This is a genomic window from Pseudomonas knackmussii B13, from assembly GCF_000689415.1.
Taxonomy (GTDB): Bacteria; Pseudomonadota; Gammaproteobacteria; order Pseudomonadales; family Pseudomonadaceae; genus Pseudomonas; species Pseudomonas knackmussii.
On record NZ_HG322950.1, the window covers coordinates 2,996,467 to 3,021,744 of the forward strand.

A 25,278-nucleotide genomic window follows, 5' to 3' on the forward strand; every position below is an offset into this window, starting at 1 on the left:
GGGATGCCAGCCGGCATCCCCTTTTCGTTTCTGCGGAGGCTCTGGATGGCGCGCGTGCTTCTGGTTCTGCTCCTGCTCATGGCCAGCCTGGCCCAGGCGAACGTGCCGCAGCCCTGGAATGCCGGCGCACGACGCCTGGCCCTGCAGGACCCGTTGAGCGGCAAGCCCATTCCGGCGGTCATCTTCTACCCCACCCGGTCCAAGCCGCGTGTGCTGCACATCGGCGGATACAGCCTTCGGGTTGCGCTCGACGCCGCGCCGGCCAAGGGACGCTTCCCGCTGCTGGCGATCTCCCACGGCAACAGCGGCTCCCCCCCCGCCCCCCCCGACCTGCTGCTGTCCCTGGCGCGCAACGGTTTCGTGGTCATCGGCCTGCTGCACCCCGGCGACAACCCCGAGGACCAGAGCCGCCAGGGCGCACTGAGCAATCTCTACGGCCGGCCCTTGCAGGTTTCTGCCAGCATCAGCGCGGCATTGGCCGATACGCACCTCGCCAGCAGCATCGATGCGCAGCGCATCGGCGTGATCGGCTACTCGGCCGGCGGCGAAACCGCGCTGATCCTCGCCGGCGCCACGCCGAATCCGCAACGTTTGCTGCGCTATTGCCAGGAGCGGCCCGACGATGAGGACGCCTGCAGCGAGAACGGCGAGCTGCGCGCCGACCGACCGGACCTCAAAGCGCACGCCGACCCTCGAGTTGGCGCCCTGCTCCTGCTCGCGCCACTCAGCCTGATGTTCGGCCATGACGACCTGGCCGCCGTGACCATCCCGGTGTTGCTCTATACCGGCGACCGCGACCAGGTGCTGGACCCGTCGCGCAATGCCGGGCACCTGCTGCGCCGCCTGCCGAACCCGCCCGAATACCATGTGCTGCAGGGCGCCGGGCACTTCGTGTTCATGACGCCGTGCTCCGCCGACGAAGATTCCGAGACCCCGGAGCTGTGCGAAGACGCCATCGGCGTGGATCGCCAGGCCATCCACCGCAGCCTCAATGGCGAGGCGGCGCGCTTTTTCGCCAGCCAGCTGCGCGTCGATCCGGTGCAAGCCTCCTGGCGCTGAGCGTCCTGCCAGTCGTCCATTACCGCTTCATGACTCGACTTGGCGCGTACTATGCACGGATGCCTCGATCCCGGCGTCCGTACAGCGTCCCCTGTGCGCAACGCCCGACCCAGAGGCTGCGGCCAGGATGGAGAGCACCATGTTGGGGCGACTCGTCTGTTTCGTTCTGCTACTGATCTTCTCACTCGACGCAGGCGCCGAAGCGCTCAACGTCGGCTTCCATCGCCTGCAGCTCAGCGACCCGCTGGACCACAAGGCGATGCGCGCCATCGCCTTCTATCCGACTCAAGCACCTGCGCAACCGACCACCATCGGCCTGTTCACCCTGCCGCTGGCCGAAGACGCGCCCATGCAGGGCCAGGCACACCCATTGCTGGTGATCTCCCACGGCAACGGCGGCACCCCGCTGGCCCTGCGCGACCTGGTGCTGGCCCTGGCCCAGCGCGGTTTCATAGTGGTGACCCTCGTACATCCGGGCGACAACCTGCATGACCAGAGCCGCCTGGGCGCGCTGAGCAACCTCTACGGCCGGCCCTTGCAGGTTTCCGAAGCGATCAACGCGGCCCTGCGCGACGACCGCCTGGCATCTGCCATCGATCCGCAGCGCATCGGCGTGATCGGCTATTCGGCCGGCGGCGAAACGGCGCTGATCCTCGCCGGCGCCCAGCCGCGCCTGGAGCGCCTGCGCCACTATTGCACCAAACGCCCCGAAGACCGCGATGCCTGCAGCGCCCGCGGCGAACTGCTGGCCGACCGAAGCGACCTGGCCCCGCAAGCCGATGGCCGAGTGCGCGCAGTGATGCTGCTGGCCCCGCTGGGGCTCATGTTCGGCCGCCACGAGCTGGAAAGCGTGGCCGTGCCGGTGTCGATCTACAGCGGCGACAACGACCAGGTGCTCGACTGGACCCGCAACGCCGGCGCCCTCGCCCGCAAACTGCCCAGCGCGTACTTCCACGTGCTCAGCGGCGCCGGGCACTTCGTCTTCATGGCGCCATGCAACGACGCAGAAACCGCCGCAACCCCCGGATTGTGCCTGGACGCCGAGGGCGTCGACCGCCAGGCCATCCACCGCGACCTGATCGACGACGCCTCGCGCTTCTTCGCCGAACAGCTCGCCTCCGCGCCGATGCAGGCCATGCTGCGCTGAAAACGCATCTGTAGGAGCGAGCTTGCTCGCGAACCGCCCACCGCAAATGCCGATCCTGCAGGAGCGGCCCATGTCCGCGAAGCGCATCCATGAATGCGATCTTTCTCGGGAATCAAAAGAAAGGCGGCGAAACGAAAAAGCCCCGGCATCACTGCCGGGGCTTTTCGATCACCCTTGTCCCGTCCTGAATAAGGTTTACACCTTCGCCCTTATTTCAGGAGAGCCCCCGATGGCAGAAGGTGTTCGTCGCAGCCAGCGTGATTACACGCTGGCTTTTAAACTGGCGGTGGTCGACCAGGTCGAAAAAGGAGAAATGAGCTACAAGGAGGCTCAGGCCCGCTATGGCATCCAGGGCCGCTCGACGGTGCTGGTGTGGTTACGCAAGCATGGCCGGCAGGACTGGAACCAGGGCGCCTCCCTTCGAAAGGCTCGGAGCCCGGATATGAATACCCCGAAATTGCCATTGACCCCGGAACAACGCATCAAGGAACTCGAGCAGCAGCTTGAGGTGATGAGCCAGAAGGCGCAGTTCTTCGAGGCCGTGGTGAATGTGCTGAAGAATGACTACGGCGTTTCGATCGTAAAAAAGCGTCCCGGCAAGTCCTCACGCAAAGGCAAGTCCAAGCGCTGAGTGTTAGCAGGGCTTGCCAGTTCATGGGCATCAGCCGCCAGGCGTACTACCAGCGCAACCGGGCGGCGGATCAGCGCAGCCAGCAGGATCGACAGATCGCCCAGTTCGTGCGGCAGGTACGGATGCGTCAGCCGCGCCTGGGAGCACGCAAGCTGCATTATCTGTTGCAGCAGCAAGCGGAAGCCGCGTTGCGAGTTGGGCGCGATCGCCTGTTCCGGGTGCTGGCCGAGCACCGCCTGCTGGTTCGACCCAAGCGGGCGTACCACAAGACCACCCACAGTTTTCACCGGTTCCATCGCCATCCCAATCTGCTCAAGCCAGGGCCGCAACAGGTCTTGCCCGATGCGCCGGAGCGCGTCTGGGTTGCCGACATCACCTATCTGCCCAGCCAGAGCGGCCCGCTGTACCTGAGCCTGGTCACCGACGCCTATTCGCGCAAGATCGTCGGCCATCACGTCCACGACAGCCTGCACGCCGAGTCGGTGGCCCATGCCTACAGCCAGGCCCTGCGGCGCCGCACGACGCAGGAACCCCTGGTGCATCACTCCGACCGAGGAATTCAGTACTGCTCGGGGCTTTACCAACGCCTGCACGCGCAGCACGGAGCAATCTGCTCGATGACCGACGGCTACGACTGTTACCAGAATGCGCTGGCTGAGCGCGTCAACGGCATCCTGAAGAACGAGTTGCTGGAGCATCCTCCCGCCGACCTCGCGCAGGCGCGCCGCATGGTGCGTGAAGCCGTCGACATCTATAACCGCGAGCGCCCTCACCTGGCCCTGAAATACAAAACGCCCGATGCGGTGCATCGGGCGTTCTGAGGTCTGGAGCATGGCCTGAGAGGTGTAAACCTATTTCAGGACTAGACACCTGCCTGAATCAGGCCTGGGCGAAGGTTTCCGCGATGCTCTGGCGAGCGGCGCTGATAGCTTGTTGGCGCGGTTCGTCGCCGTAAGCCAGGCCTTGGGCGCGGACCACCTCGATGTCGGTGATGCCGAGGAAGCCCAGGACCAGCTTCAGGTACTCCTCGTGGGCGCCGCCGCTCGGTTGGCCGGCATGCACGCCGCCGGCGGTGGAGACGATGATCACTTTCTTGCCACCTGCCAGGCCTTCCGGGCCGCTTTCGGTGTAGCGGAAGGTCTTGCCGGCAACCGCGATGCGGTCGATCCAGGCCTTCAGCTGGGTCGGCACGGTGAAGTTGTACATCGGCGCGCCGATGACGATGGCGTCTGCGCCGAGGAATTCCTCGATGCTGCTTTCACCCAGGGCCGCTTCGTGCTTCTGCGCAGCGTCGCGCAGTTCGGCCGGAGTGCCGGCGGCGACCAGGCTGGCGGCAGACAGGTGGCTGATGGCATCGGCAGCGAGGTCGCGGTAGGTCACTTGCACGCCCGGCTCGGCGGCACGCCAGGCCTGGACCACTTCCTGGCTCAGCTGGCGGGAGGCGGAAGCGTCGCCGAGGATGCTGGAATCGATGTGCAGAAGTTTCATGCGGTGCTCCGGGTAACTGTGGGGTGGGAGTCGATGGAATGGATGCTACGCATGTAGGCAATCGCCGATAAGTCGGTAAGAATGTGATGATTCGTCCCACCAGTAGGACAATCTCATGCAGGACCTCAACGACCTCTACTACTTCGCCAAGGTTGTCGAAGCAGGCGGTTTCGCCGCCGCCGGGCGCGACTTGGGCCTGCCGAAGTCGCGTCTGTCGCGGCGCATCGCCGAGTTGGAGGCGCGCCTCAATGTGCGTTTGCTGCAGCGCACCACGCGCAAGCTGGCGCTGACCGACATCGGCGAGCGCTATTACCGGCATTGCCAGGCGATGCTGGTGGAAGCCGAAATGGCCGACGAGGTAGCTGCGCACCTGAGTGCCGAGCCGCGCGGACGGGTGCGCCTGTCCTGCCCGGTGGCGCTGGCGGAAACCGCGCTGAACGCCATGCTGCCGGGCTTTCTCGCGCAGTATCCGCAGGTCAACCTGGATCTCTTGCTGACCAACCGCCGCGTCGACCTGGTCAACGAAGGCGTGGACGTGGCGCTGCGCGTACGCGCGCCGGGTGACGAAGACCCTTCCCTGGTGTCGCGCCGCCTGCGTCAGGCGGCAGCCGCGCTGGTGGCGGCGCCACAGCTCTTGCAGGGGCGCACGCTGAATGAGCCGGAGGACCTGGCCGGCCTGCCGGTGCTCGGCGCGGTGGGGAACGATCGCAAGGTTCACTTCAACCTGATCGGCCCAGGTGGCGAGCGCCGCGAAGTCGCCCTGGAGCCTCGCCTCGCCGCCGAAGACTTCAATTTGCGCAAGACGGTGGCGCTGGCCGGGCTGGGCATCACCACCCTGCCCCTCTACTACTGCATCCAGGAACTGGAGCAGGGGCAACTGGTGCGGGTGCTGGCGGACTGGCACGAGCCGCCTGCCTTCCTCCAGGCCGTCTATCCGCACCGGCGCGGCCTGTTGCCGGCCGTTCGGGCGCTGCTCGACTACCTGGCAGATGGCTTCGCCCGCAGCGACTTCCCCTTGTAAGGGCGATCAGCCCAAGAGGCGGGCGGCGATAGCACCGCCGCTGAGATGGTCGAGCCAGAACAGCTGGTGCAGCAGGACGATGAGCCAGAACACCAGCTGGAAGCTGAATTTGCGTGTCTTGTGCCGCAGCCGTTGTTGCGCCAGCAATGCGCCGGGCCAGCCACCGAACAGTTCCAGCAGGTGCAGGGTCTGCTCGGGCGTACGCCAGGCGCCGCGCTCGGCGCTGCGCTTATCACGCCAATAGGCGAAGAAGGCAGCCAGGCTGAGCAACGGATAAGCGAGCAGCCACCAGGGCGCGTCGCCTTTCATCAGCCAGGAGCCGGCGCCCAACAGCGGCACCAGTGTGGTGGCGGCGAGCAACGCCAGGGCCCGACCAAGGTTGCTGGGCCGGCTTGGCTCGGCGATCTGCCGACCGCTGCGCACTTTCGCGCGGGTCGCCTGGGCTGGAGGTTTCTGGCGGATTTCCGGCAGATCGACGGCCAACCCGGCCAGGCGCGCGTGCTCGGCACGTGGCCGGCCCTGACGGTCGTTCCCGGCTGTGTAGCGCACGGCGTCGCCCTGCTGCGGGCGACGGTCGCCACGGAACGCCGAGATGTGCAGGAAGAGCTCCGCGCCACCGCCTTGCGGGCGGATGAAGCCGAAGCCCTTCTCGTCGTCCCAGCGGCTGATCACGCCGCTCTTTTCCACGCCCGCAATCACGACTTGGCGCTGCTCCAGTCGATCAGGTCGAACTGCCAGGTCGCGAGGATCAGCAGGCCGAAGACGATGCGATACCAGGCGAAGGCCGCATAGCTGTGGCTGGCGATGAACTTCAGCAGGCCGCGCACGGCGATCATCGCGAAGATGAACGAAGTGACGAAGCCGATGGCGAACACCGGCAGGTCGCTGGGCTGGAACAGCTCGCGGTACTTGTAGCCGGAGTACACCGCCGCCCCGACCATGGTCGGCATGGCGAGGAAGAACGAGAACTCGGTGGCGGCCTTGCGCGACAGGCCGAACAGCAGCCCGCCGATGATGGTGGCGCCGGACCGCGAGGTCCCGGGGATCAGCGCCAGGCACTGGGCACAGCCGACCTTGAGCGCGTCGCGCCAGGTCATGTCGTCGACCTGGTCGACACGGATCGCATGCTCGCGGCGTTCGGCCCAGAGCATGATCAGGCCGCCGATCAGCAGCGCGGCAGCCACCGTGATCGGGTTGAACAGGTATTTGTGGATCTTGTCGGCGAAGGCCACCCCCAGCACCACGGCCGGCGCAAAGGCGATCAGCAGGTTGACGGTGAACTTCTGCGCGCGGCGCTGCGTCGGCAAGCCGACGATGATCTCGATGATCTTGCTGCGGAATTCCCAGACCACCGCGAGGATCGCCGCGAGCTGGATGATGATGTTGAAGGCTTGCGCACGCTCGCCAACGAAGCCCAGCAGGTCGGCGACGATGATCTGGTGTCCGGTGCTGGACACCGGGAGAAACTCCGTCAGTCCCTCGACCACCCCTAGAATGAACGCCTGCACGGCATTCCAGATTTCCATACTGCTTCCCCCAAGGTGCGGCCGCTGCCGCGATCTTTATAGTGTGTTTCTCCTGCCCGCGGCCTCTGGAGCCAGGCTCCGGGCGGCGGGGGTCAGGCATGCTACTGCATTGCACCGCCCTGGGAGCCCCTGTAACGGAAATTTCTCACAGCTCGGCAAGGCCTCTGTTGAGTCTGATACGGACGGAGCGGACATACAGACCGTCGCCTCATGGGTTCATTCCCTTTACAGCCGTGCAAAATGCAACTAAGTCATTGAATTTCAAGAGTACTGCCGTACCAACTAGGCTTTTTTCCGCGTCATCTGTTTCGCTGCTGATACAACGCATGTGCCCGCAAAGGCACGCGCAGCGCAAATATCGAGAACATCACAAAATTCTGTTTCAGCGCTGAAACGCTTTTGCGCAAAGCCCCGCCCTAGAGCCTCTTCTGCCTGATTACCCCCCGGAAAAGGGGCTGTCGCTGTATCAGACGCGAAACAACAACCCTCACCCTGCACTCAGCTCATTTCCTCAAGCCTTTGAATCCAAAGTGAAATTCAAAACAGGCACGGCTTCTGCTCCATCCCGGTACAGCTGTTTAGGGCACAGCGCACCAAAAAGGAACCGCCATCATGGGGAACTTCGATTCAAGGATCGTCGGACTGCTCGTCGGCCTCGCATGTGTGGCCACGACGGCCACCATAGTCCCGGTAGCCAACGCCGGCGACGGCACCATCGTTCTGCAACGCGACGTGCAGCCCCGGGTCGCCACCCGGCCGACCATGGTGCCTGATCCAAACCCGACCACCGTCAATCCGAACGTCTCCCGCCAGGTCATTCAACAGACCAACGAGCTCAGCGATACCGATTTCGCAGGTGTCACCAGCGGTTCCAGCCTCCAGCAGCGCATCCTGCCCAACGGCCAGCTCGTGGGCATGGACAACGGCGCCAACCAGAGCCTGACGAACAACCCGCTCGGCGGCGGCGGTGGCGGTGGCGCGGGCATCTCCAACTCGGTCAACCGCACGGTCCAGCAAGGCCTGTCGCCGTTGCGCATGCTGACGGGGGATCGTTGAGATGAAAGCCCATCACGCACTTTCCCTGCTCCTGCTCAGCGCCTCGGCCGCCTTCGCCCAGGACCCGCAACTGGTCAACAACGCCAGCATCGACAACAGCGGCCGGGGCTACAACGGCGTAGCCAGCTTCAACCAGGCGGCAGGCGATGAAACGCAGCAGGCCAACGGCCGCGCCATTGCCATCGGCACCGAAGGCGGTGCCCGCACCCAGTTCAATCAGAAAGTGATCGCCATCGTCGACCCGACCCAGGCGGCGAAGGCTTCGATCACTGGCAATTCGTTCTCCAACGGCAACGGTGCACTGGGCGTGAACCAGTCCGCCGGATCTGCCAACCAGCAGGTCAATGCCATGAGCATCAGCGTGAACGCGGTGCCGCAGAGCGTCGGTGACGACGTGCTCTCGCAGCAGAACGTGACGCTGTCACTGAACTCCGGTCCATCGGGTTCATCCACCGGCAGCCGGCAGATCGTCACCAGCGATCAGGCCTTTACCGGCAACCGCGGGGTGGTCCAGGTGAGCCAGAGCGCGGGGGTCGGCAATCGCATTGCCAACACCCTGACGATCCGGGTCGCAGACTGACCCAATGCCAACAACCAAAAACACTAAGCACGCCAATATGCAAGGAGAATCACCATGAAACCGACTATGGCTCTCAAGCCTCTGGTTTTCGCGGTAGCAGCGGTCCTGGCTGTAGCTGTTCACGCGGACAACCGCAATGACAATCATGGTCACGGCCACGGTCATGGCCACGACCATGATAACCACCACCAACATCAGCCCTACGACCCCTACAAGGACCCACGGATTCCGGCTGGTGCAACCGCTACCGTGATTGACACCCAAGACAGCTACAACAACAACGTTACCAACATGGGCACCAAGAACAATGCCACTGTTGATAATTCGCTGAAGGGTGCATCGGGTAACGTCGGCGCTAACGTGGCCGCTGGCGACATGAACCAACAAGCCAACGCCGCCGCCCTCGCCACCGCAGATGAGCACTTCATCTTCGGTTCGGCAGAAGCGTCCACCGACGTGACCCAGAACAATCACAACAACAACGCTTGGAACTTCTCCAATGCCAACAAGGCGTCTCTGACCGACTCGGCCAACAACGCCTCCGGCAACATGGGCATCAACATGGCCGCCGGCAACTTCAACCAACAGAAAAACGACATGGCCGCAGCCGTGTCCGGTGGTCGTACCGCCGACGCCTCCAGCGGCGCCAGCCAAACCTCCACTGGCAACAACGTCCTCAACGCTGCTTTCCTGACCTACTCGAAGGAAACCCTGCGCTCCGAGTTCTCGGCTCATGGCACCTACAAGGGCCATGGCGAAGGCGTAGTGCTGGACGATCCGGAAAAAGGTCATGGCGGCCATGGTGGCCATGGTGGCCCGAGCATGGACAGCCGCGGTGGCGACGATCACGGCAAAGTGGACAAGGATCCGCTGTACTTCAGCGAGTCCGGCACCGTGGATCTGCGTGGCTATGCCACCTACCAAGTGCTGGTTCCGACTGGCTGGAAAGACCCTGTCACCAACAACGCCACCATCAGCAACTCGCTCAACAACGCCTCGGGTAACGTGGGTGTGAACGTGGCTGCCGGTGTCGGCAACCAACAAAGCAACTCGCTGTCCATCGCCGCAGGTTGCAAGGCCTGCACTGGCCTGTAAGCGAAAAGCTGCTGTACTTGGGGGGCTCCGGCAACGGAGCCCCTCCTTCTCCTAGCGCTTGCACAGGCGTGACGATCATGCGCACGTTCGCTTTTCTCCTGCTCACTGCTCTTTCCGGCCTTAGCCAGGCCGGCCAGTTGGCTGTCCCCCTGCCGGGCGGAATGCTGGCCTACAAGCAAGTCGAGAGTGTCCGCGAACGTCGCTTCGCCAACCTGGTCGAGCAGAAGACCGACTTCAGCTGTGGTGCCGCCTCCCTCGCCACCATCCTGCGCCAAGCCTACGACCTGGACGTGGACGAGGAATTCGTGATCAAGGGCATGCTGGTCAAGGCCGACCCCAACCTGGTTCGTACCCAGGGCTTCTCGATGCTGGACATGAAGGTCTACCTGGAAAGCATCGGCATGCGCGCCCGCGGATATCGCATACCACCTTCGTCGCTGGAGAAGCTGGCCGTTCCGGTGATCGTCCTGCTCGACGTGCGCGGCTACAAGCATTTCGTCGTGCTGCAGCGGACCTACAAAGGCCACATGTACATCGGTGACCCGGTGCTCGGTCACAAGCGCTACACGCAAGAAGATTTTCTCAAGGGCTGGAACGGCATCATCTTCGCCATCATTGGTCCCGGCTATGACAAGGCCAACGCGCTGCTGCGGCCGCCGGAACCCCTGACCGCAAAAGATCGACTGAATGCCTTCTACCCGGTCAAGGACGCAGAGCTCATGGATTTCGGTTTCATCCAGAGCGATTTCCTCTGAGTCTAAAAAAGATAGCGAGGGGTTGGATCCTCTCCGGGAGATAACGATGAAGACCATCCCGATGCTCGCCGCCACCTGCCTGGTCATCTGCCTGCCGATCCAAGCCGCGGAAACCTTCCGCCCGATCGAGCTAAAAGACCAGGAGCTGGCTCAGCTGCGCGGGCGCTATGTAATGCCCGGTCGAATCATCAGTTTCGGCGTCGTCATGAGCAGCACCTGGAAAAACGCCGTCGGCGACAACATTGGCGCCAGAGTGAGCATGCAAATCCAGGAATCCACCATCAAACCGCAGTTCTATGTCACCTCCACCAACGAGGCCGGTAACGGAGGAACACCCAACGCGGCCACCGGCAGCATCAGCGGCGGCGCAGGCTTGAACCAGACCCAAGGCGTTACCCAGAGCGCCCGCTCGGCCGGTGACTACAACACTGCCTACAACAACGTGGGCATCAACGTCAGCGAGGCCGACCAGGCGCCTGCAATCAACAACCAGGGTGTACCGCTCAACGGCACCTACAGCGCCACCAATGGCGCCGGAACCGTCACGATCAATCCGAGCAGCGGCGGTATCCAGATGGCAATCAACGCCAACGGCCAGGGTAATAGCGTCCAGCAACTCGCCCGCGGCGGCATGCTTCAGGCAACCAACATGCTTGGCAGCAGCAACCTGGTTAACAACGTGACCCAACTGAACGTCGTCCTGCGCAACAACCTTCCGACGGTGGGCGCCCTGGACTGCAACCTGACTCAACTCAAAGGTCTGCGCAGTATGGGAATGTGATCTACGCTCAATCGCGGATGTGACCAAAAATTACATAAAATGAAAGGGACAGCGCGCCATGCACCGATCACTTTCGCTTCGCACCGCAGTTTGTCTATCCGCTCTACTCCCCTCGACCTTCAGCTTCGCGGCTTCGGAGGCCGAGGTGGATGCTTTGAAGCAGGAGCTCATTGAGCTCAAACAACGTTACGAGGCTCAGCAGAAGGCCCTCATGGTGCTGGAACAGCGCGTCCGCCAGGTCGAGGAGCAGCCTGCAGCCGCTCAACCGGCCCAGCCCAAGCGCCTCGTGACTTCCACCAACAAACCCACACCACCGGGCACCAGCTCTAATGTCAGCACCGGTGCGTCTTACGGCGAATCGCTCAAGGACGACAGCCAGCCGCCCAAGAGCGTGGATGACCTCTACTCCGAGGCCAACGGTTTCTTCGGTAATGGAACTTGGAGCTTCGAGACCGGGATCACCTACACCCACTATGATTCGAGGCAGTTGACCCTCAACGGCTTCCTCGCGCTGGACACCATCTTCCTGGGCAACATCGGCGTGGACAACATCAACGCCGATACCTGGACCCTGGACCTGACCACTCGCTACAACTGGAACAACCGCTGGCAGTTCGACATCGACGTGCCCGTGGTCTACCGGCAGAGCATCTTCGAGTCGGCCGGCGCCGGGAACTCCACCTCGCAGTCCACCGACGAGAAGGTCAAGCGCGACCCGACCTGGGGCGACGTCAACTTCGGTATCGCCTACAAGTTCATGGACGAAACCGAGTCGCGCCCGGATGCCGTGGTCAGCCTGCGCGTCAAGGCACCCACGGGTACCGACCCCTACGGTATCAAGCTGGTACGGGCGAGCGACAACGACAACCTCAACGTGCCCAAGGAACTGCCCACCGGCAACGGCGTCTGGTCTGTCACCCCGGGGATCTCCCTGGTCAAGACCGTGGACCCGGTCGTGCTGTTCGGCAGCCTGAGCTACACGTACAACATCGAGGATTCGTTCAGCGACATCAGCCCGCAGGAAGGCACCAAGCTGGGCGGCAAGGTCAAGCTGGGCGACTGGTTCCAGGTCGGCGCCGGCGCGGCCTTCGCGCTCAACGAGAAGACCAGTATGTCGTTCTCCTTCTCCGACCTGATCGCCGAGAAGACCAAGATCAAACCCGACGGCGGCGACTGGCAAGGCGTTACCAGCAGCGACGCCAACGCCGCGTACTTCAACTGGGGCATGACCTACGCCTGGAGCAAGAACCTCACCATCGTGCCCAACCTGTCCATCGGCATCAGCCCGGATGCACCGGACTACAGCGTCAGCGTGAAATTCCCCTACTACTTCTGATCGCAACAACGACAACGGCCCCTTCGGGGGCCGTTTTCATTGGCGCTGGGCGCAAAAAAAGGCGGGGATCGCTCCCCGCCTCCGTTCACCCTTCCTTATTCAGCGCAACTGGTGCTTGTGCAGCAGCCGGTAGAAGGTCGGCCGCGAGATACCCAGCATGCGCGCGGCAACGCTCAGGTTGTCGCCATGCCGCGCCAGGGCATCGCACATCGCCTGCCGTTCGGCACCCAGCTTGTACTCCTCCAGCGTCACCAACGGCAGGTTCGCACCTTTGCCCCGCTCGCGTTCCAGCCCCAGGTCGCGCGCCTCGATCTGCCGACCTTCGGCCAGCACCAGACCACGGCGCACACGGTTGGCGAGCTCGCGCACATTGCCCGGCCAGCTGTGCTCGGCCATCACTGCCAGCGCGTCATCACTGAAGCGCCGCGGCCGGCGGCCAGTCTCGACGCTGTACAGGTGGGCGAAGTGGTTGGCCAGCAGCGCGAGGTCGCCATTGCGTTCGCGCAGCGGCGCCGTCGACACCTGCAGGACGTTAAGCCGGTAGTACAGGTCTTCGCGGAAGCGCCCGCTGGAAATGGCCGCCTCCAGATCGACATGGGTGGCCGCCAGTACGCGGACGTCCACAGCGATCGGCTGGCTGCCGCCGACCCGCTCGATCTGTTTCTCCTGCAGCACCCGCAGCAGGTTGGCTTGAAGCTCCAGCGGAAGGTCACCGACCTCGTCGAGGAACAGGGTGCCGCCGTTGGCCTGCTCGAAACGGCCGATCTTGCGCTGGTGCGCACCGGTGAAGGCACCCTTCTCGTGGCCGAACAGCTCGGACTGGATCAGGTGTTCGGGAATCGCGCCGCAGTTGATCGCGATGAATGGCCGGCTGGCCCTTCTCGATTGGCGGTGCAGCGTGCGCGCCACCAGCTCCTTGCCGGTCCCGCTCTCGCCGCGGATCAGCACGGGCGACTCGGTGGGCGCGAACTTGGTCAGCAAGCGCCGCAGCTCCTGTACCGAGCGGCTCTCGCCCAGCAGCTCGTGCTGATGCTCGAGGCTCTGCGCGCTGCCGCGCCCGCGCAGGCGCGCCATGCCGAACGCGCGGCCGAGGGTGACCTGCACCCGCGCCACGTCGAAAGGCAAGGTATGGAAGTCGAAGAACCATTCGCAGACGAAATCGCCGACTTCGTGGATCGGCAAGGCGTCCGGGCTGAGGACCGCGATCCACTCCGTGCCGCTGCGGCTGATGACTTCCTTGATCGCCTCGGGGCGCTCAAGATGTTCCGGCAGCAGGCGCAGCAGGCCGACGTCGCAGCTGCGTTCGCTCGCTGTTTCGAGCTCGCAACTGTCTACCTCCCACCCTGCAGCCCGGAGTCCGGGCAGTAGTCGTCGGCAGTCGTCACAGGGATCGACCACCAGCAACCGCCGTCGATTCGACGTGGCTTCGAGCATGCTCCTTTCCTTGGCGCCATTAATTTGAAAAACTTTAAAAAACAGTTGCTTGGCGCTCCATTCTGTAAAGCTAGCAATATATTGACGCGCGCATTGATCGTTTTCCTATAAAGCCAATGCCAAAACAGTCTCACCACCCGTGCCCTCGCCGCTTGACTTCCAGGCGGCGGACGAACTCCTCGAGAATCAGCTTGTAGAGGTCGTCGCCGAGGAAAACGTCCTCTACCCCGCTATCGATGTTCGGGTTGTCGTTCACCTCGATCACGACCACCCGATCCCCACCCTGCTTGAGGTCCACGCCGTAGAGTCCGTCGCCGATCAGGTTGGCGGTTTTCAGCGCCAGATCGACCACTTTTCGCGGTGCTTCGTGCACGGCCATGGTGCGGAAATCACCGCTCAGCTCCTGGGCGTCGGGACTGTGGTCGTAGATCTGCCAGTGGCCCTTGGACATGAAGTACTGGCAGGCGAAGATCGGCTTCTGGTTGAGCACGCCGATTCGCCAGTCGTACTCGGTGTAGAAGAACTCCTGGGCGAGGATCAGCACCGAGCGCTCGAACAGTTCCGCCGCCGCCACCTGCAGCGCTTCGCGGTTCTCGACCTTGATCACGCCGCGCGAGAAGCTGCCGTCGGGAATCTTCAGTACCAGCGGAAAGCCCAGGCTGCGTTCGACCCGTTCGAGGTCCTGCGGATTGTCGCGGTAGAGGATCTCGGTAGCCGGCATGCCGAGCTTGTGGCTGCGCAGCAGGTCGGCCAGGTAGACCTTGTTGGTGCAACGCAGGATCGATACAGGGTCGTCCATCACCACCAGCCCTTCGCTCTCGGCCTTCTTGGCGAAGCGATAAGTGTGATTGTCCACCCGTGTGGTCTCGCGAATGAACAAGGCGTCGTACTCGGCCAGGCGCGAGTAATCCTTCTTCTCGATCAGGTCGACGTCGATGCCCAGGCTGCGGCCAACGCGAATGAATGCCTTCAGCGCCTTGGCATCGGAGGGCGGGAAGGCTTCGTCCGGGTCGTGCAGGATCGCCAGGTCGTAGCGGAACTGCTTGCGCAAGCGCGGCTTGCGCCAGATCTGCCGGCTGAAGCTGTCCAGGGCCGCGGCGAAGAGGTCTTCCTGTTCCTCGCGCAACTTGTGGATGTTGCCCGGCTTGATGCCCTCGATGTGCCAGCCGCGGGCCTTGCGGAACTCCACCAGCAGCATCGGGCAGGGAAAAGCCTCGAACAGCTGGCGTGCCAGATCCTGCAAGGGCTCGATATCGGTGCGGCCGAAGTACAGCGTCAGGGTGAAGCCATCGGTACTGCCGTAGGGATGGGCCGCCAGCGCCTTGTCCAGCGTGCGGTCGAGATCCTCCAGGGCCAGCCCGTAGAGCGACTTGCGCGCCAACTCGCTGATGGTGCGCACCGAGGGAATCACCTTGTGCCCGCGCGCCTCGGCCAGCAGCGAGCAGTAATAGCCGTGGCCAAGGTACTTGTAGTTGCGACACAGGTTGATTACCTGCACGCGCTTGCCCGTATCGTCGTCGTTGGGAGACTCCAGGTACTCCTGGGCGGTCAACAGGTCTTCGCTGGGATAGTAGGAGGCCCAGTCCTCCTTGCGCTCGACGATGATGTACAGCTTGCTCACGACACCTCCGAACTCTGCAAACCAAGGGACCGGCCTTGCTCGCCGGGTGGCGCGCGTCAATACTTCTTCACTGGCGCCGCAGGGCCTTCGACCGCGCTCGCGGCGCGCCGTTCAGGGCTAGAACCTGCCGTACGAATAAAGCCCAGGACGCGCACTCACTCCAGCGATCAGCAGCATTTTCCGGACCGGCATGAACCTCCAACTGCGCACCGCGACCCTCGACGACCTCAACGCGCTGGTCGACCTCGAAGGCCGCTGCTTCGAATACGACCGCCTCTCCCGACGCAATTTCCAGTGGATGATCAATCGCGCCCACGCCGAACTGATCGTCGCCGAAGCCGATGACAATCTGTTGGGCTACGTGCTGGTGCTGTTCCACCAGGGCACCTCCCTGGCGCGCCTCTACTCCATCGCCCTGGACGAGCGTGCGCGCGGCATCGGGCTGGGCCAGAAGCTGCTGGATGCCGCGGAAACCACCGCCATCGAGCACGACTGCGCCTACATGCGCCTGGAAGTGCGCCCGGACAACGTCGGTGCCATCCGCCTCTACGAGCGCAACGGCTACCGCCCCTTCGCCACCGTGCGCGACTACTACGAAGACCACAGCGAGGCCCAGCGCTTCGAGAAGCGCATCCGCCGCCTGGGCAACCACGCCCAGGCCCACGTGCCCTATTACCGGCAGACCACCGACTTCACCTGCGGCCCGGCGTGCCTGCTGATGGCCATGGCCGCGCTCAGCCCCGGACGCGCCATGGAACGCCGCGAGGAGCTGCGCCTGTGGCGCGAAGCCACGACCATCTACATGACTGCCGGCCATGGCGGCTGCAGCCCGCAGGGCCTGGCGCTGGCGGCATGGCGACGCGGCTACCGCGTGCGCCTGGAGCTGACGGAAGACGGGCCGCTGTTCCTAGACGGTGTGCGCAGCGAGGAAAAGCGCGAAGTGATGCGCCTGGTGCACGAAGACTTCGCCGACGACCTCGCGCAAAGCCAAGTCGAGCAGTTGCTGGTCAACCAGTTGAACATTGTCAGCGCCCTGGATGCCGGCGGCCTGCCGCTGGTGCTGATCAGCAGCTACCGCCTGACCCGCTCCAAGGCGCCGCACTGGGTGCTGATCACCGGCTGCGACGAGGACTTCATCTACCTGCACGACCCGGACGTCGACCACAGCCAGCACCGCGAGCCGCTGGACTGCCAGCACATCCCGGTGAGCCACGCCGAGTTCGACAAGATGAGCCGCTTCGGGCGCAGCAAGCTGCGTGCGGCGGTGGTGCTGTTCAAGCACTGAAGAGCAAGCGGATTTATCCGCGAAAATCCCCGCACCAACTCCAACCTGTAGGAGCGCGCCATGCGCGCGAATCGCGGCCATGGGCCGCTCCTACAAGGGAACATCGTGCCTTGCTGTTCGCGAGCAAGCTCGCGCCTGCATGCTGCAAAAACGCCAAGGGCGCCCCTGCACGGGCGCCCTTGGCGTCGGTCCACCCGGGGCGTGCAGTCAGGGCACCATGGCCATGCCGACGCCGAAGCGGTTCCAGGTGTTGATCGTGGCGACCGCCAGGGTTAGGCCGACGATCTCGGCGTCGCTGAAGTGTTCGCGCAGCGCGTCGAACTGGTCCTGCGGCGCATGCTTCTCGGCCAGCAGGGTCAGGCTTTCCACCCAGGCCAGCACGGCGCGTTCGCGAGCGCTGAAGAAGTGGGTTTCACGCCATACGCTCAGCGTCTGCAGGCGCGCCTCGCTTTCACCGGCCTTGCGCGCATCGTTGGCGTGCATGTTCACGCAGTAGGCGCAGCCGTTGATCTGCGAGGCGCGCAGGCGGATCAGCTCGATCAGCGAGTTTTCCAGGCCGGTCTTGGCCAGGGCCTGCTCCAGGCCGATCAGCGCCTTGTAGGCGTCGGGGGATACTTTGGCCCAGTCGATTCGTGCACTCATGGTTCTCTCCAGTGGGGCCCGCGGGCTGCGGGAATGGAGATACCTTAGCCGCGCCTTCGCCGGCATCGAATAGCCAATGTCGGGCAATCCACGGAGTCCAATGGAGCCAATCCGCCTCAGCGGTCGATGCGGGTGGAAAGGATGATCGACGACATGGTGCGCTCCACGCCGTCCAGCGCGCCGATGCGGTCGAGCAAGGCGTCGAGGTCGCGGATCGACTGGGCCTCGACGATCACGATCATGTCGAAGTTGCCGCTGACCGAGTGCAGGGTGCGCACCTCAGGAATTTTCTCCAGCGCCTGCACCACCTGGTGCGACAGCTTGGGCAGCGCCGTCACCAGCACATGCGCGCGTACCAGCGACTGCGCATAGCTGTCCGCCACCTTCACCGCGTAGCCGCTGATGATCCCCTGTTGTTCCAGGCGCTCGATGCGGCTTTGCACCGTCGAGCGCGACACCCCCAGCTTGCGCGCCAACTCGGAAACCGACTCGCGGGCGTTGGCGCGCAACAGGTTGAGGAGCAGCGCGTCTGTGCTTTTAGACATTTTGCTTATCCGCCTAGTTGATTTAGCTAAAAAAGCTTCATCATTCTGCAGATTTACGGATTCATTTCAACGACGGGCTTTGCAACCATGGGCGCCACCGTCGACCTGGCGGCTGAGCCCCGCGCCGCTCGCGTCACCGTCCATCGGAACGCGTCCGGCGCGCTGCGTGCGACAGGGCGTAGACCCTGCTTCCGGGCAATGCTGATAGCCAGGCCGACCCGCCATCCAGTTGGGAGATTCCAATGCACAAGAACCGCCACCCCCACACCCCCGGCAAGAAACCCGTCACCATCTTCGGCCCGGACTTCCCCTTCGCCTTCGACGACTGGCTGGAGCACCCGGCCGGCCTGGGCAGCATTCCGGCCGAAAACCACGGCAAGGAAGTGGCCATCGTCGGCGCCGGCATTTCCGGCCTGGTGGCGGCCTACGAGCTGATGAAGCTCGGCCTGAAGCCGGTGGTCTACGAAGCGGCGAAGATGGGCGGACGCCTGCGTTCGGAATCCTTCGAGGGCGCCGAGGGCATCATCGCCGAGCTCGGCGGCATGCGCTTCCCGGTCTCCAGCACCGCCTTCTACCACTACGTCGACAAGCTCGGCCTGGAAACCAAACCCTTCCCCAACCCGCTGACCTCAGCCTCGGGCAGCACCGTGGTCGATCTCGAAGGCACCAGCCACTACGCCGAGAAGATCGACGACCTGCCGCAGATCTTCCGCGACGTCGCCCAGGCCTGGGCCGACGCCCTTGAGGACGGCGCGCGCTTTGGCGAGATCCAGGACGCCATCCGCGAACGCGACACCGTGAAGCTCAAGGCCCTGTGGGACGAGCTGGTGCCGCTGTGGGACGACCGCACCTTCTACGACTTCGTCGCCAGCTCCAAGGCCTTCTCACGCCTGTCCTTCCAGCACCGCGAGATCTTCGGCCAGGTCGGCTTCGGCACCGGCGGCTGGGACTCCGATTTCCCCAACTCCATGCTGGAAATCTTCCGCGTGGTGATGACCAACTGCGACGACCACCAGCACCTGGTCGTCGGCGGCGTCGAGCAGGTGCCGCGCGGCATCTGGAGCCACGAGCCGGAAGCATGCGCGCACTGGCCGGCCGGCACCTCCCTGGCCAAGCTGCACAACGGCGCGCCGCGCCCGGGCGTGAAGAAGATTGCCCGCGTGGCCAGCGGCAACCTGGCGGTCACCGACTACTGGGGCGACACCCGCGAATACGCGGCGGTGCTGACCACCTGCCAGAGCTGGCTGCTGACCACCCAGATCGAGTGCGAGGAAGCGCTGTTCTCGCAGAAGATGTGGATGGCCCTGGACCGCACCCGCTACATGCAGTCCTCGAAGACTTTCGTCATGGTCGACCGGCCGTTCTGGAAGGACAAGGACCCGGAAACCGGCCGCGACGTCATGAGCATGACCCTCACCGACCGCCTCACCCGCGGTACCTACCTGTTCGACAACGGCGACGACAAGCCGGGCGTGATCTGCCTGTCCTATTCCTGGATGAGCGACGCCATGAAGATGCTGCCGCACCCGGTGGAGAAGCGCGTGCAACTGGCCCTGGATGCCCTGAAGAAGGTCTATCCGAAGGTCGACATCGCCAGCCACATCATCGGCAACCCGATCACCGTTTCCTGGGAGGCCGACCCGCACTTCCTCGGCGCCTTCAAGGGCGCGCTGCCGGGCCATTACCGCTACAACCACCGCATGTACTCGCACTTCATGCAGGACGACCTGCCCGCCGAGCAGCGCGGCATCTTCATCGCCGGCGACGATGTATCCTGGACTCCAGCGTGGGTTGAAGGCGCGGTGCAGACCTCGCTCAATGCGGTGTGGGGCATCATGCGTCACTTCGGCGGCGCCACCCATGCGGACAACCCGGGCCCGGGCGACCGTTACGCCGAACTGGGCCCCGTCGCCCTGCCCGATTGACCAAGGAGTGAGCGCCATGCGCCTTGCCCTCTACCAGTGCCCACCCGGGCCCGATGACCTCGCCGGCAACCTGCGCCGGCTGCGGGAGGCCGCGCAACGCGCGGCCGCCCAGTCGGTGGATCTGTTGGTCTGCCCGGAAATGTTCGTCAGCGGCTACAACATCGGCGCGGCGCGGGTCGCCGAACTCGCCGAGGACGCCGCCGGCAGCACCGCCCAGGCGATCGCCGAGATCGCCCGGGAAAACCGCCTGGGCATCCTCTACGGCTACCCGGAACACAACCCGGCCGGCGCGCCCTTCAACAGCGTGCAGTTGATCGACCGCCACGGCGAACGCCATGCCAACTACCGCAAGACGCACCTCTACGGCGACCTCGACAACAGTCAGTTCAGCCCTTCCGACGAGCCGCCGGCGCTGTTCGAGCTGGATGGCTGGAAGCTCGGCCTGCTGATCTGCTTCGACGTCGAATTCCCCGAAGCGGTGCGTACCCTGGCGCTGGCCGGCGCCGACCTGGTGCTGGTGCCGACGGCCAACATGCGTCCCTACGAGTTCGTGCCGGAAGTGGTGGTGCCCTGCCGCGCCTACGAGAACCAGGTGTTCCTCGCCTACGCGAACTTCCAGGGCCCCGAAGGCGAGCTGGACTACTGCGGGCTCAGCTGCGTGGTCGCGCCGGACGGCCAGATCCTTGCCCGCGCTCGCGAGCCGGAGCAACTGCTGATCGCCGATCTGGAGCCTGAGCGCATCGCGATGGTTCGCGAAGGCTTCAGCTACCTGCGGCTACGCCGGCCGATGCTCTATCGCCCCTGATCCAGTACCGCCCCCTGCTGCAGGTGCTCGCCAAGGAATTCGACGAAGGCGAGCACTCGCGCCGACTGCCGCCGGTTAGGCGGATACAGCACATGGATCGGCAACGCCTCCGGCCGCCACGCCGGCAGGATCAGCCGGACCCGACCTGCCTCCACATCGGCGCGAAACGCCCAGAGCGGCGACAGCGAGATGCCTTGCCCGGCCAGCACCAACTCGCGAATGGCCTCCGAATTGTTGCTCGATACATTGCCGCTGACGCTCACCGAAACCTGCCGCTCGCCACTTCGCAAGCGCCAGCGATGGTGGTCGGCCAGCTGGCTGAAGACCAGGCAGTTGTGTTGCCGAAGGGCCTCTGGCGTCTCCGGCTCGCCATGGCGTTCCAGGTACGCCGGCGATGCCAGCAGCGCCCGCGAGAGCGTCCCCAGCGAGCGGCCCACAAGGTTGCTGTCGCGCAACTCGCCGATGCGGACAGCTACGTCCACGCCCTCACCCAACAGGTCCTCGTTGCGATCGCTGAGCTGCAACTCGACCCGCACCTGGGGATAGTGCTCGAGGAACGCCGGCAAACAGGTCGCGATCTGCGCACGGCCGAAACTCACCGAAGAGGCGATCCGCAGGGCCCCGGCCACCGCTTCGCGGCCACTCTGGAAACTGCGCTCGGCTGCATCCACCGCGGCCAGAATCTGCCGACAATAGGCGTAATAGCGCTGCCCTTCGTCTGTCAGCGACAGGCTGCGCGTGCTCCGTGCCAGCAGGCTTCCACCGAGAGCCTGTTCCAGCGCGCGAATCTGCTTGCTGATGTTCGGCTGGCTGCTGCCCAACTCACGTGCGACGGCGGAAAAGCTTCCGCGTTCAACTACCCGGACAAAGATTCGCATGGCTTCCTGGCGATCCATGGAGGTGACTCCAACTCATGCCGATATGGAATGCCAACTATAGCGATTAGGTGTCTTATCGGCATGAGAGAGACGCCGGAGAATAGTCCCACACCCCTCGACGGAGCACGACCATGAACCCTTCGACCAGCATGCGCGCCCAACTCGTCGCCCAACCCGGCGGCCCACTGCAACCGGTTCGACTGCCTCGCCCGCAAGCTGCGGCCGGTGAAGTGCTGGTGCGCGTGCATGCCAGCGGCGTCAACCCGCTGGACCTGAAGATCCGCGCCGGGCAAGGCGCCCACGCACGGCAACCGCTGCCGGCGGTTCTGGGCATGGACCTGGCCGGCGTGGTCGAGGCGATCGGTGCAGGTGTCACCACTTTCGCCCCAGGCGACGAGGTCTACGGCATGGCCAGCGGTATCGGCGGCCGCCAGGGCTCGCTGGCGGAATACGTTGCCGTGGACGCCCGGCCTGCTCGCACGCAAACCCGCCAGCCTGTCGATGCGCGAGGCTGCCGCCCTGCCCCTGATCGCCATCACCGCCTGGGAGGGCCTGGTGGACCGCGCACGGGTCGGGGTCGGGCACAAGGTTCTGGTGCATGGCGGCGCAGGCGGCGTTGGTCATATCGTCGTACAACTGGCGCGCGCCTTCGGTGCCGAGGTCTTTGCAACCGGCTCGGCTGCCCAGCGCGAATCCATCGAGGCGCTGGGTGCGAGCCCCATCGATTACCGTGACGAAACCGTGGAGCAGTATGTGCAGCGGCTGACCGAGGGCGAAGGCTTCGACATCGTCTACGACACCGTCGGTGGAGCCACGCTTGATGCCGCCTTCGCCGCTGCCCGCTACTACTCCGGGTATGTGGTCAGCTGCCTGGGTTGGGGCGAACACAAACTGGCCCCCCTGTCCTTCCGCGGCGCCAGCTACTCGGGCGTTTTCACCCTGCTACCGCTGCTCAGCGGGCGCAACGCGGCACACCACGGCGAGATCCTCGCCGCGATCGCCCAACGGGTCGATGCCGGCGAGCTGCGGGTGCGCCTGGATGAGCAACGCTTTTCCCTCGACGACGCCGAGGCTGCCCATCAGCGAGTCCTGCGTGGTGAAGCCCGGGGCAAGGTGGTGGTCGATATCTGAGCAACGACAAGGGCGCCCGAAGGCGCCCTTGTGACCACGACGTCCGGTCAGCCGTTGTTCTTCTTGACGATGGCCTCGGCGATGCTCGCCGGCGCCTCCGCGTACTTGGTGAACTCCATCGAGTAGCTCGCCCGCCCCTGGGACATGGAGCGCACGTCGGTGGCATAGCCGAACATCTCGCCCAGCGGCACCTCGGCACGGATCACCTTGCCCGCAGGCGTCTCCTCCATGCCCTGGATCAGGCCGCGCCGGCGGTTCAGGTCGCCCATCACGTCGCCCATGTAGTCCTCCGGCGTCACCACCTCGACCTTCATCACCGGCTCCAGCAGTACCGCGCCACCCTTCTGCGAGAGCTGCTTGGTGGCCATGGAGGCGGCGATCTTGAAGGCCATCTCGCTGGAATCGACGTCGTGGTAGGAGCCGTCGAACACCGTGGCTTTCAGGCCGATCAGCGGATAACCGGCGAGCACGCCGTTCTGCATCTGTTCCTCGATGCCCTTCTGGATCGCCGGGATGAACTCGCGCGGGATCACCCCGCCGACCACCTCGTTGACGAACTCCAGGCCGTCCTTGCCCTCTTCGCCGGGCTCGAAGCGAATCCAGCAATGGCCGAACTGCCCACGCCCACCGGACTGGCGGACGAACTTGCCTTCGATCTCGCACTTCTTGCGGATCGCTTCGCGGTAGGCCACCTGCGGCTTGCCGATGTTGGCTTCGACGTTGAACTCGCGGCGCATGCGGTCGACGATGATGTCCAGGTGCAGCTCGCCCATCCCGGAAATGATCGTCTGCCCGGTCTCCTCGTCGGTCTTCACGCGGAACGACGGGTCCTCCTGGGCCAGCTTGGACAGGGCGATGCCCATCTTCTCCTGGTCGGCCTTGGTCTTGGGCTCCACCGCCACCGAGATCACCGGATCGGGGAAGTCCATGCGTTCGAGGATGATCGGCTTGTTGAGGTCGCACAGGGTGTCGCCGGTGGTGACGTCCTTCATGCCGATCAGCGCGGCGATGTCACCGGCGCGTACCTCCTTGATCTCCTCGCGCTGGTTCGCGTGCATCTGCACCATCCGCCCGACGCGTTCCTTCTTGCCCTTCACCGAATTGAGTACCGCATCGCCGGAAGTCAGCACGCCGGAATACACGCGGGCGAAGGTCAGGGTGCCGACGAAGGGGTCGGTGGCGATCTTGAAGGCCAGCGACGAGAACGGCTCGCCGTCGTCGGCATGGCGTTCGTCGTGCTTTTCCTCGTCGTCCGGGTGGGTGCCCTTGATCGCCGGGATCTCCGAGGGGGCCGGCAGATAGTCGATCACCGCGTCGAGCACCAGCGGCACGCCCTTGTTCTTGAAGGATGAGCCGAGCACCGCCGGAACGATCTCGTTGGCCAGGGTACGCTGGCGCAGGCCGGCCTTGATTTCCTCCAGGCTCAGTTCCTCGCCTTCGAGGTACTTGTTCATCAGTTCCTCGTTGGCTTCGGCGGCGGCCTCGATCATGTGTGCGCGCCATTCCTCGGCCAGCGGCTGCAGCTCGGCGGGGATGTCTTCCTCGCGGTAGCTGGTGCCTTGGTCGTCGTCATTCCAGTAGATGGCCTTCATCTTCACCAGGTCGATCTGCCCGTTGAAGTTCTCTTCGGCACCTATCGCCAGCTGGATAGGCACCGGCGTGTGCCCCAGGCGCTGCTTGATCTGCGCGACCACGCGCAGGAAGTCGGCGCCCTGGCGGTCCATCTTGTTCACGTAGGCCAGGCGCGGCACGTGGTACTTGTTGGCCTGGCGCCACACCGTCTCGGACTGCGGCTCGACCCCGTCGGCACCGCTGAACACCACCACGGCACCATCGAGCACGCGCAGCGAACGCTCCACCTCGATGGTGAAGTCGACGTGGCCGGGGGTGTCGATGATGTTGAAGCGGTATTTGTGTGGGTACTGCTTGGTCGAGCCCTGCCAGAAGGCGGTGGTGGCGGCCGAGGTGATGGTAATCCCACGCTCCTGCTCCTGCACCATCCAGTCCATGGTCGCCGCGCCGTCGTGCACCTCGCCCATCTTGTGATTGACGCCGGTGTAGAAAAGGATGCGCTCGGTGGTGGTGGTCTTGCCGGCGTCCACGTGCGCGACTATGCCGATGTTGCGATAAAGCTCGATGGGCGTGGTGCGAGCCATGATCTGCTCCGTATCTGCTGAATGACTGAGACTTCGACGACCTCGGGTCCCCGCGGGAGGCCCCGTTGAAGACCGCCAACCTTCGGAAATTTCATTCGGGACAGGCTCACGTTAGCGCGTCTGCGTGGCAATTCCAGTGCGGCTTTCCACTCCCGACGCAGCCCCCGACCGGCTGCTTGCGAAGGGGGCGCTCGGCTATTGCCCTGGTGCTTTGCCGGCAATGCGCCAAAGCATGGCGCCCCTATCCGGCTCGGCGGCCACGCCTAGCGATTCACTCAAATAACAGTCTTTTAGAATCAATATTTTATGAATCTTTTCTAGAATAAGGATTCACTATTGATTGGCTTGCCACAGCCGAACGCCCTGACATTCAAGCGATTG

The 25,278-nt window shown here is 64.3% G+C and carries 22 protein-coding genes and 1 pseudogene; 14 read left to right on the plus strand and 9 right to left on the minus strand.

From position 1 onward, the window contains the following. Positions 1–45 precede the first annotated feature (45 nt). The 3 genes from PKB_RS14135 (at position 46) to PKB_RS29145 (ending at position 3,658) form a co-directional block, all read left to right on the plus strand. Positions 46–1,059: an alpha/beta hydrolase family protein gene (locus tag PKB_RS14135; RefSeq protein ID WP_043252683.1), complete on the plus strand. Its 1,014-nt coding sequence runs from the start codon at positions 46–48 to the stop codon at positions 1,057–1,059. 139 nt (positions 1,060–1,198) lie between these two features. Beyond that, positions 1,199–2,206 (plus strand): alpha/beta hydrolase family protein, encoded by a 1,008-nt coding sequence (locus tag PKB_RS14140; protein WP_052355285.1) that lies wholly within the window; start codon positions 1,199–1,201, stop codon positions 2,204–2,206. Between the two features lie 229 nt (positions 2,207–2,435). Then, a protein-coding gene (locus tag PKB_RS29145; protein WP_156958003.1) for an IS3 family transposase occupies positions 2,436–3,658 on the plus strand; the annotation gives its coding sequence in 2 pieces (ribosomal slippage) (positions 2,436–2,787 and positions 2,787–3,658; 1,224 coding nt in all). Between the two features lie 58 nt (positions 3,659–3,716). On the opposite strand, the gene PKB_RS14155 is transcribed toward PKB_RS29145, so the two are convergent. Continuing rightward, positions 3,717–4,325, minus strand: a complete 609-nt coding sequence (locus tag PKB_RS14155) for an FMN-dependent NADH-azoreductase (protein ID WP_043252686.1) — start codon at positions 4,323–4,325, stop codon at positions 3,717–3,719. Between the two features lie 115 nt (positions 4,326–4,440). On the opposite strand from PKB_RS14155, the gene PKB_RS14160 reads away from it, so the two are divergent. Further along, on the plus strand, positions 4,441–5,346 hold the full coding sequence (locus tag PKB_RS14160) for a LysR substrate-binding domain-containing protein (RefSeq protein ID WP_043252688.1): 906 nt from the start codon (positions 4,441–4,443) through the stop codon (positions 5,344–5,346). 6 nt (positions 5,347–5,352) lie between these two features. On the opposite strand, the gene PKB_RS14165 is transcribed toward PKB_RS14160, so the two are convergent. Both PKB_RS14165 and PKB_RS14170 read right to left on the minus strand, forming a co-directional pair. Continuing rightward, on the minus strand, positions 5,353–6,033 hold the full coding sequence (locus PKB_RS14165; protein ID WP_043257334.1) for a DUF1294 domain-containing protein: 681 nt from the start codon (positions 6,031–6,033) through the stop codon (positions 5,353–5,355). Between the two features lie 8 nt (positions 6,034–6,041). Beyond that, on the minus strand, positions 6,042–6,872 hold the full coding sequence (locus PKB_RS14170; protein WP_043252690.1) for an undecaprenyl-diphosphate phosphatase: 831 nt from the start codon (positions 6,870–6,872) through the stop codon (positions 6,042–6,044). Positions 6,873–7,484: 612 nt separating this feature from the next. On the opposite strand from PKB_RS14170, the gene PKB_RS14175 reads away from it, so the two are divergent. The 6 genes from PKB_RS14175 (at position 7,485) to PKB_RS14200 (ending at position 12,475) form a co-directional block, all read left to right on the plus strand. After that, on the plus strand, positions 7,485–7,928 hold the full coding sequence (locus PKB_RS14175) for a hypothetical protein (RefSeq protein WP_043252692.1): 444 nt from the start codon (positions 7,485–7,487) through the stop codon (positions 7,926–7,928). A 1-nt stretch (position 7,929) separates the two neighbouring features. Then, entirely contained in the window at positions 7,930–8,508 is a 579-nt protein-coding gene (locus PKB_RS14180; protein WP_043252694.1) for a hypothetical protein, read from the plus strand. Positions 8,509–8,562: 54 nt separating this feature from the next. Further along, on the plus strand, positions 8,563–9,603 hold the full coding sequence (locus PKB_RS14185; protein WP_043252696.1) for a hypothetical protein: 1,041 nt from the start codon (positions 8,563–8,565) through the stop codon (positions 9,601–9,603). A 77-nt stretch (positions 9,604–9,680) separates the two neighbouring features. Then, positions 9,681–10,358, plus strand: coding sequence for a C39 family peptidase (locus PKB_RS14190; RefSeq protein WP_043252698.1), 678 nt, complete (start codon positions 9,681–9,683; stop codon positions 10,356–10,358). Positions 10,359–10,404: 46 nt separating this feature from the next. Then, a complete protein-coding gene (locus PKB_RS14195) occupies positions 10,405–11,139 on the plus strand; it encodes a hypothetical protein (RefSeq protein WP_043252700.1) in 735 nt (244 codons plus the stop codon). Positions 11,140–11,197: 58 nt separating this feature from the next. Beyond that, entirely contained in the window at positions 11,198–12,475 is a 1,278-nt protein-coding gene (locus tag PKB_RS14200; protein WP_043252703.1) for a coiled-coil domain-containing protein, read from the plus strand. A gap of 99 nt (positions 12,476–12,574) precedes the next feature. Here the strand turns inward: PKB_RS14200 and PKB_RS14205 are convergent, their stop codons facing one another. After that, positions 12,575–13,909, minus strand: coding sequence for a sigma-54 interaction domain-containing protein (locus PKB_RS14205; RefSeq protein ID WP_043252705.1), 1,335 nt, complete (start codon positions 13,907–13,909; stop codon positions 12,575–12,577). A 130-nt stretch (positions 13,910–14,039) separates the two neighbouring features. Beyond that, complete coding sequence (locus PKB_RS14210; protein WP_043252707.1) at positions 14,040–15,530, minus strand: RimK family protein; 1,491 nt, start codon at positions 15,528–15,530, stop codon at positions 14,040–14,042. A 190-nt stretch (positions 15,531–15,720) separates the two neighbouring features. On the opposite strand from PKB_RS14210, the gene PKB_RS14215 reads away from it, so the two are divergent. After that, on the plus strand, positions 15,721–16,815 hold the full coding sequence (locus PKB_RS14215; RefSeq protein WP_043252709.1) for a GNAT family N-acetyltransferase/peptidase C39 family protein: 1,095 nt from the start codon (positions 15,721–15,723) through the stop codon (positions 16,813–16,815). A 207-nt stretch (positions 16,816–17,022) separates the two neighbouring features. Here PKB_RS14215 and PKB_RS14220 read toward each other — a convergent pair whose 3' ends face one another. Then, on the minus strand, positions 17,023–17,457 hold the full coding sequence (locus tag PKB_RS14220; protein WP_043252711.1) for a carboxymuconolactone decarboxylase family protein: 435 nt from the start codon (positions 17,455–17,457) through the stop codon (positions 17,023–17,025). 116 nt (positions 17,458–17,573) lie between these two features. After that, positions 17,574–18,002 (minus strand): Lrp/AsnC family transcriptional regulator, encoded by a 429-nt coding sequence (locus tag PKB_RS14225; RefSeq protein ID WP_043252713.1) that lies wholly within the window; start codon positions 18,000–18,002, stop codon positions 17,574–17,576. Positions 18,003–18,244: 242 nt separating this feature from the next. On the opposite strand from PKB_RS14225, the gene PKB_RS14230 reads away from it, so the two are divergent. Both PKB_RS14230 and PKB_RS14235 read left to right on the plus strand, forming a co-directional pair. Beyond that, the gene (locus PKB_RS14230) at positions 18,245–19,927 is read left to right on the plus strand and encodes a flavin monoamine oxidase family protein (RefSeq protein WP_043252715.1); all 1,683 of its coding nucleotides are present in this window, start codon (positions 18,245–18,247) and stop codon (positions 19,925–19,927) included. 16 nt (positions 19,928–19,943) lie between these two features. Continuing rightward, complete coding sequence (locus tag PKB_RS14235; protein ID WP_043252716.1) at positions 19,944–20,732, plus strand: carbon-nitrogen hydrolase family protein; 789 nt, start codon at positions 19,944–19,946, stop codon at positions 20,730–20,732. On the opposite strand, the gene PKB_RS14240 is transcribed toward PKB_RS14235, so the two are convergent. Next, positions 20,720–21,628, minus strand: coding sequence for a LysR family transcriptional regulator (locus PKB_RS14240; protein ID WP_043252718.1), 909 nt, complete (start codon positions 21,626–21,628; stop codon positions 20,720–20,722). The two genes, PKB_RS14235 and PKB_RS14240, sit on opposite strands and share 13 nt — an antisense overlap. Positions 21,629–21,741: 113 nt before the next feature. Between PKB_RS14240 and PKB_RS14245 the strand changes: the two are divergent. After that, a pseudogene (locus PKB_RS14245) lies at positions 21,742–22,741 on the plus strand (zinc-dependent alcohol dehydrogenase family protein). Positions 22,742–22,788: 47 nt separating this feature from the next. On the opposite strand, the gene fusA reads toward PKB_RS14245, so the two are convergent. Beyond that, positions 22,789–24,897 (minus strand): elongation factor G, encoded by a 2,109-nt coding sequence (fusA, locus tag PKB_RS14250; RefSeq protein ID WP_043252720.1) that lies wholly within the window; start codon positions 24,895–24,897, stop codon positions 22,789–22,791. Positions 24,898–25,278 lie beyond the last annotated feature (381 nt).

Excerpts from the sequence above, each read along its gene's own strand:
- PKB_RS14135 (WP_043252683.1), top strand. The coding sequence starts at position 46 with ATGGCGCGCGTGCTTCTGGTTCTGCTCCTGCTCATGGCCAGCCTGGCC.
- PKB_RS14140 (WP_052355285.1), top strand. The coding sequence starts at position 1,199 with ATGTTGGGGCGACTCGTCTGTTTCGTTCTGCTACTGATCTTCTCACTC.
- PKB_RS14155 (WP_043252686.1), bottom strand. The coding sequence starts at position 4,325 with ATGAAACTTCTGCACATCGATTCCAGCATCCTCGGCGACGCTTCCGCC.
- PKB_RS14160 (WP_043252688.1), top strand. The coding sequence starts at position 4,441 with ATGCAGGACCTCAACGACCTCTACTACTTCGCCAAGGTTGTCGAAGCA.
- PKB_RS14170 (WP_043252690.1), bottom strand. The coding sequence starts at position 6,872 with ATGGAAATCTGGAATGCCGTGCAGGCGTTCATTCTAGGGGTGGTCGAG.
- PKB_RS14175 (WP_043252692.1), top strand. The coding sequence starts at position 7,485 with ATGGGGAACTTCGATTCAAGGATCGTCGGACTGCTCGTCGGCCTCGCA.
- PKB_RS14180 (WP_043252694.1), top strand. The coding sequence starts at position 7,930 with ATGAAAGCCCATCACGCACTTTCCCTGCTCCTGCTCAGCGCCTCGGCC.
- PKB_RS14185 (WP_043252696.1), top strand. The coding sequence starts at position 8,563 with ATGAAACCGACTATGGCTCTCAAGCCTCTGGTTTTCGCGGTAGCAGCG.
- PKB_RS14190 (WP_043252698.1), top strand. The coding sequence starts at position 9,681 with ATGCGCACGTTCGCTTTTCTCCTGCTCACTGCTCTTTCCGGCCTTAGC.
- PKB_RS14195 (WP_043252700.1), top strand. The coding sequence starts at position 10,405 with ATGAAGACCATCCCGATGCTCGCCGCCACCTGCCTGGTCATCTGCCTG.
- PKB_RS14200 (WP_043252703.1), top strand. The coding sequence starts at position 11,198 with ATGCACCGATCACTTTCGCTTCGCACCGCAGTTTGTCTATCCGCTCTA.
- PKB_RS14205 (WP_043252705.1), bottom strand. The coding sequence starts at position 13,909 with ATGCTCGAAGCCACGTCGAATCGACGGCGGTTGCTGGTGGTCGATCCC.
- PKB_RS14215 (WP_043252709.1), top strand. The coding sequence starts at position 15,721 with ATGAACCTCCAACTGCGCACCGCGACCCTCGACGACCTCAACGCGCTG.
- PKB_RS14220 (WP_043252711.1), bottom strand. The coding sequence starts at position 17,457 with ATGAGTGCACGAATCGACTGGGCCAAAGTATCCCCCGACGCCTACAAG.
- PKB_RS14225 (WP_043252713.1), bottom strand. The coding sequence starts at position 18,002 with ATGTCTAAAAGCACAGACGCGCTGCTCCTCAACCTGTTGCGCGCCAAC.
- PKB_RS14230 (WP_043252715.1), top strand. The coding sequence starts at position 18,245 with ATGCACAAGAACCGCCACCCCCACACCCCCGGCAAGAAACCCGTCACC.
- PKB_RS14235 (WP_043252716.1), top strand. The coding sequence starts at position 19,944 with ATGCGCCTTGCCCTCTACCAGTGCCCACCCGGGCCCGATGACCTCGCC.
- PKB_RS14240 (WP_043252718.1), bottom strand. The coding sequence starts at position 21,628 with ATGGATCGCCAGGAAGCCATGCGAATCTTTGTCCGGGTAGTTGAACGC.
- fusA (WP_043252720.1), bottom strand. The coding sequence starts at position 24,897 with ATGGCTCGCACCACGCCCATCGAGCTTTATCGCAACATCGGCATAGTC.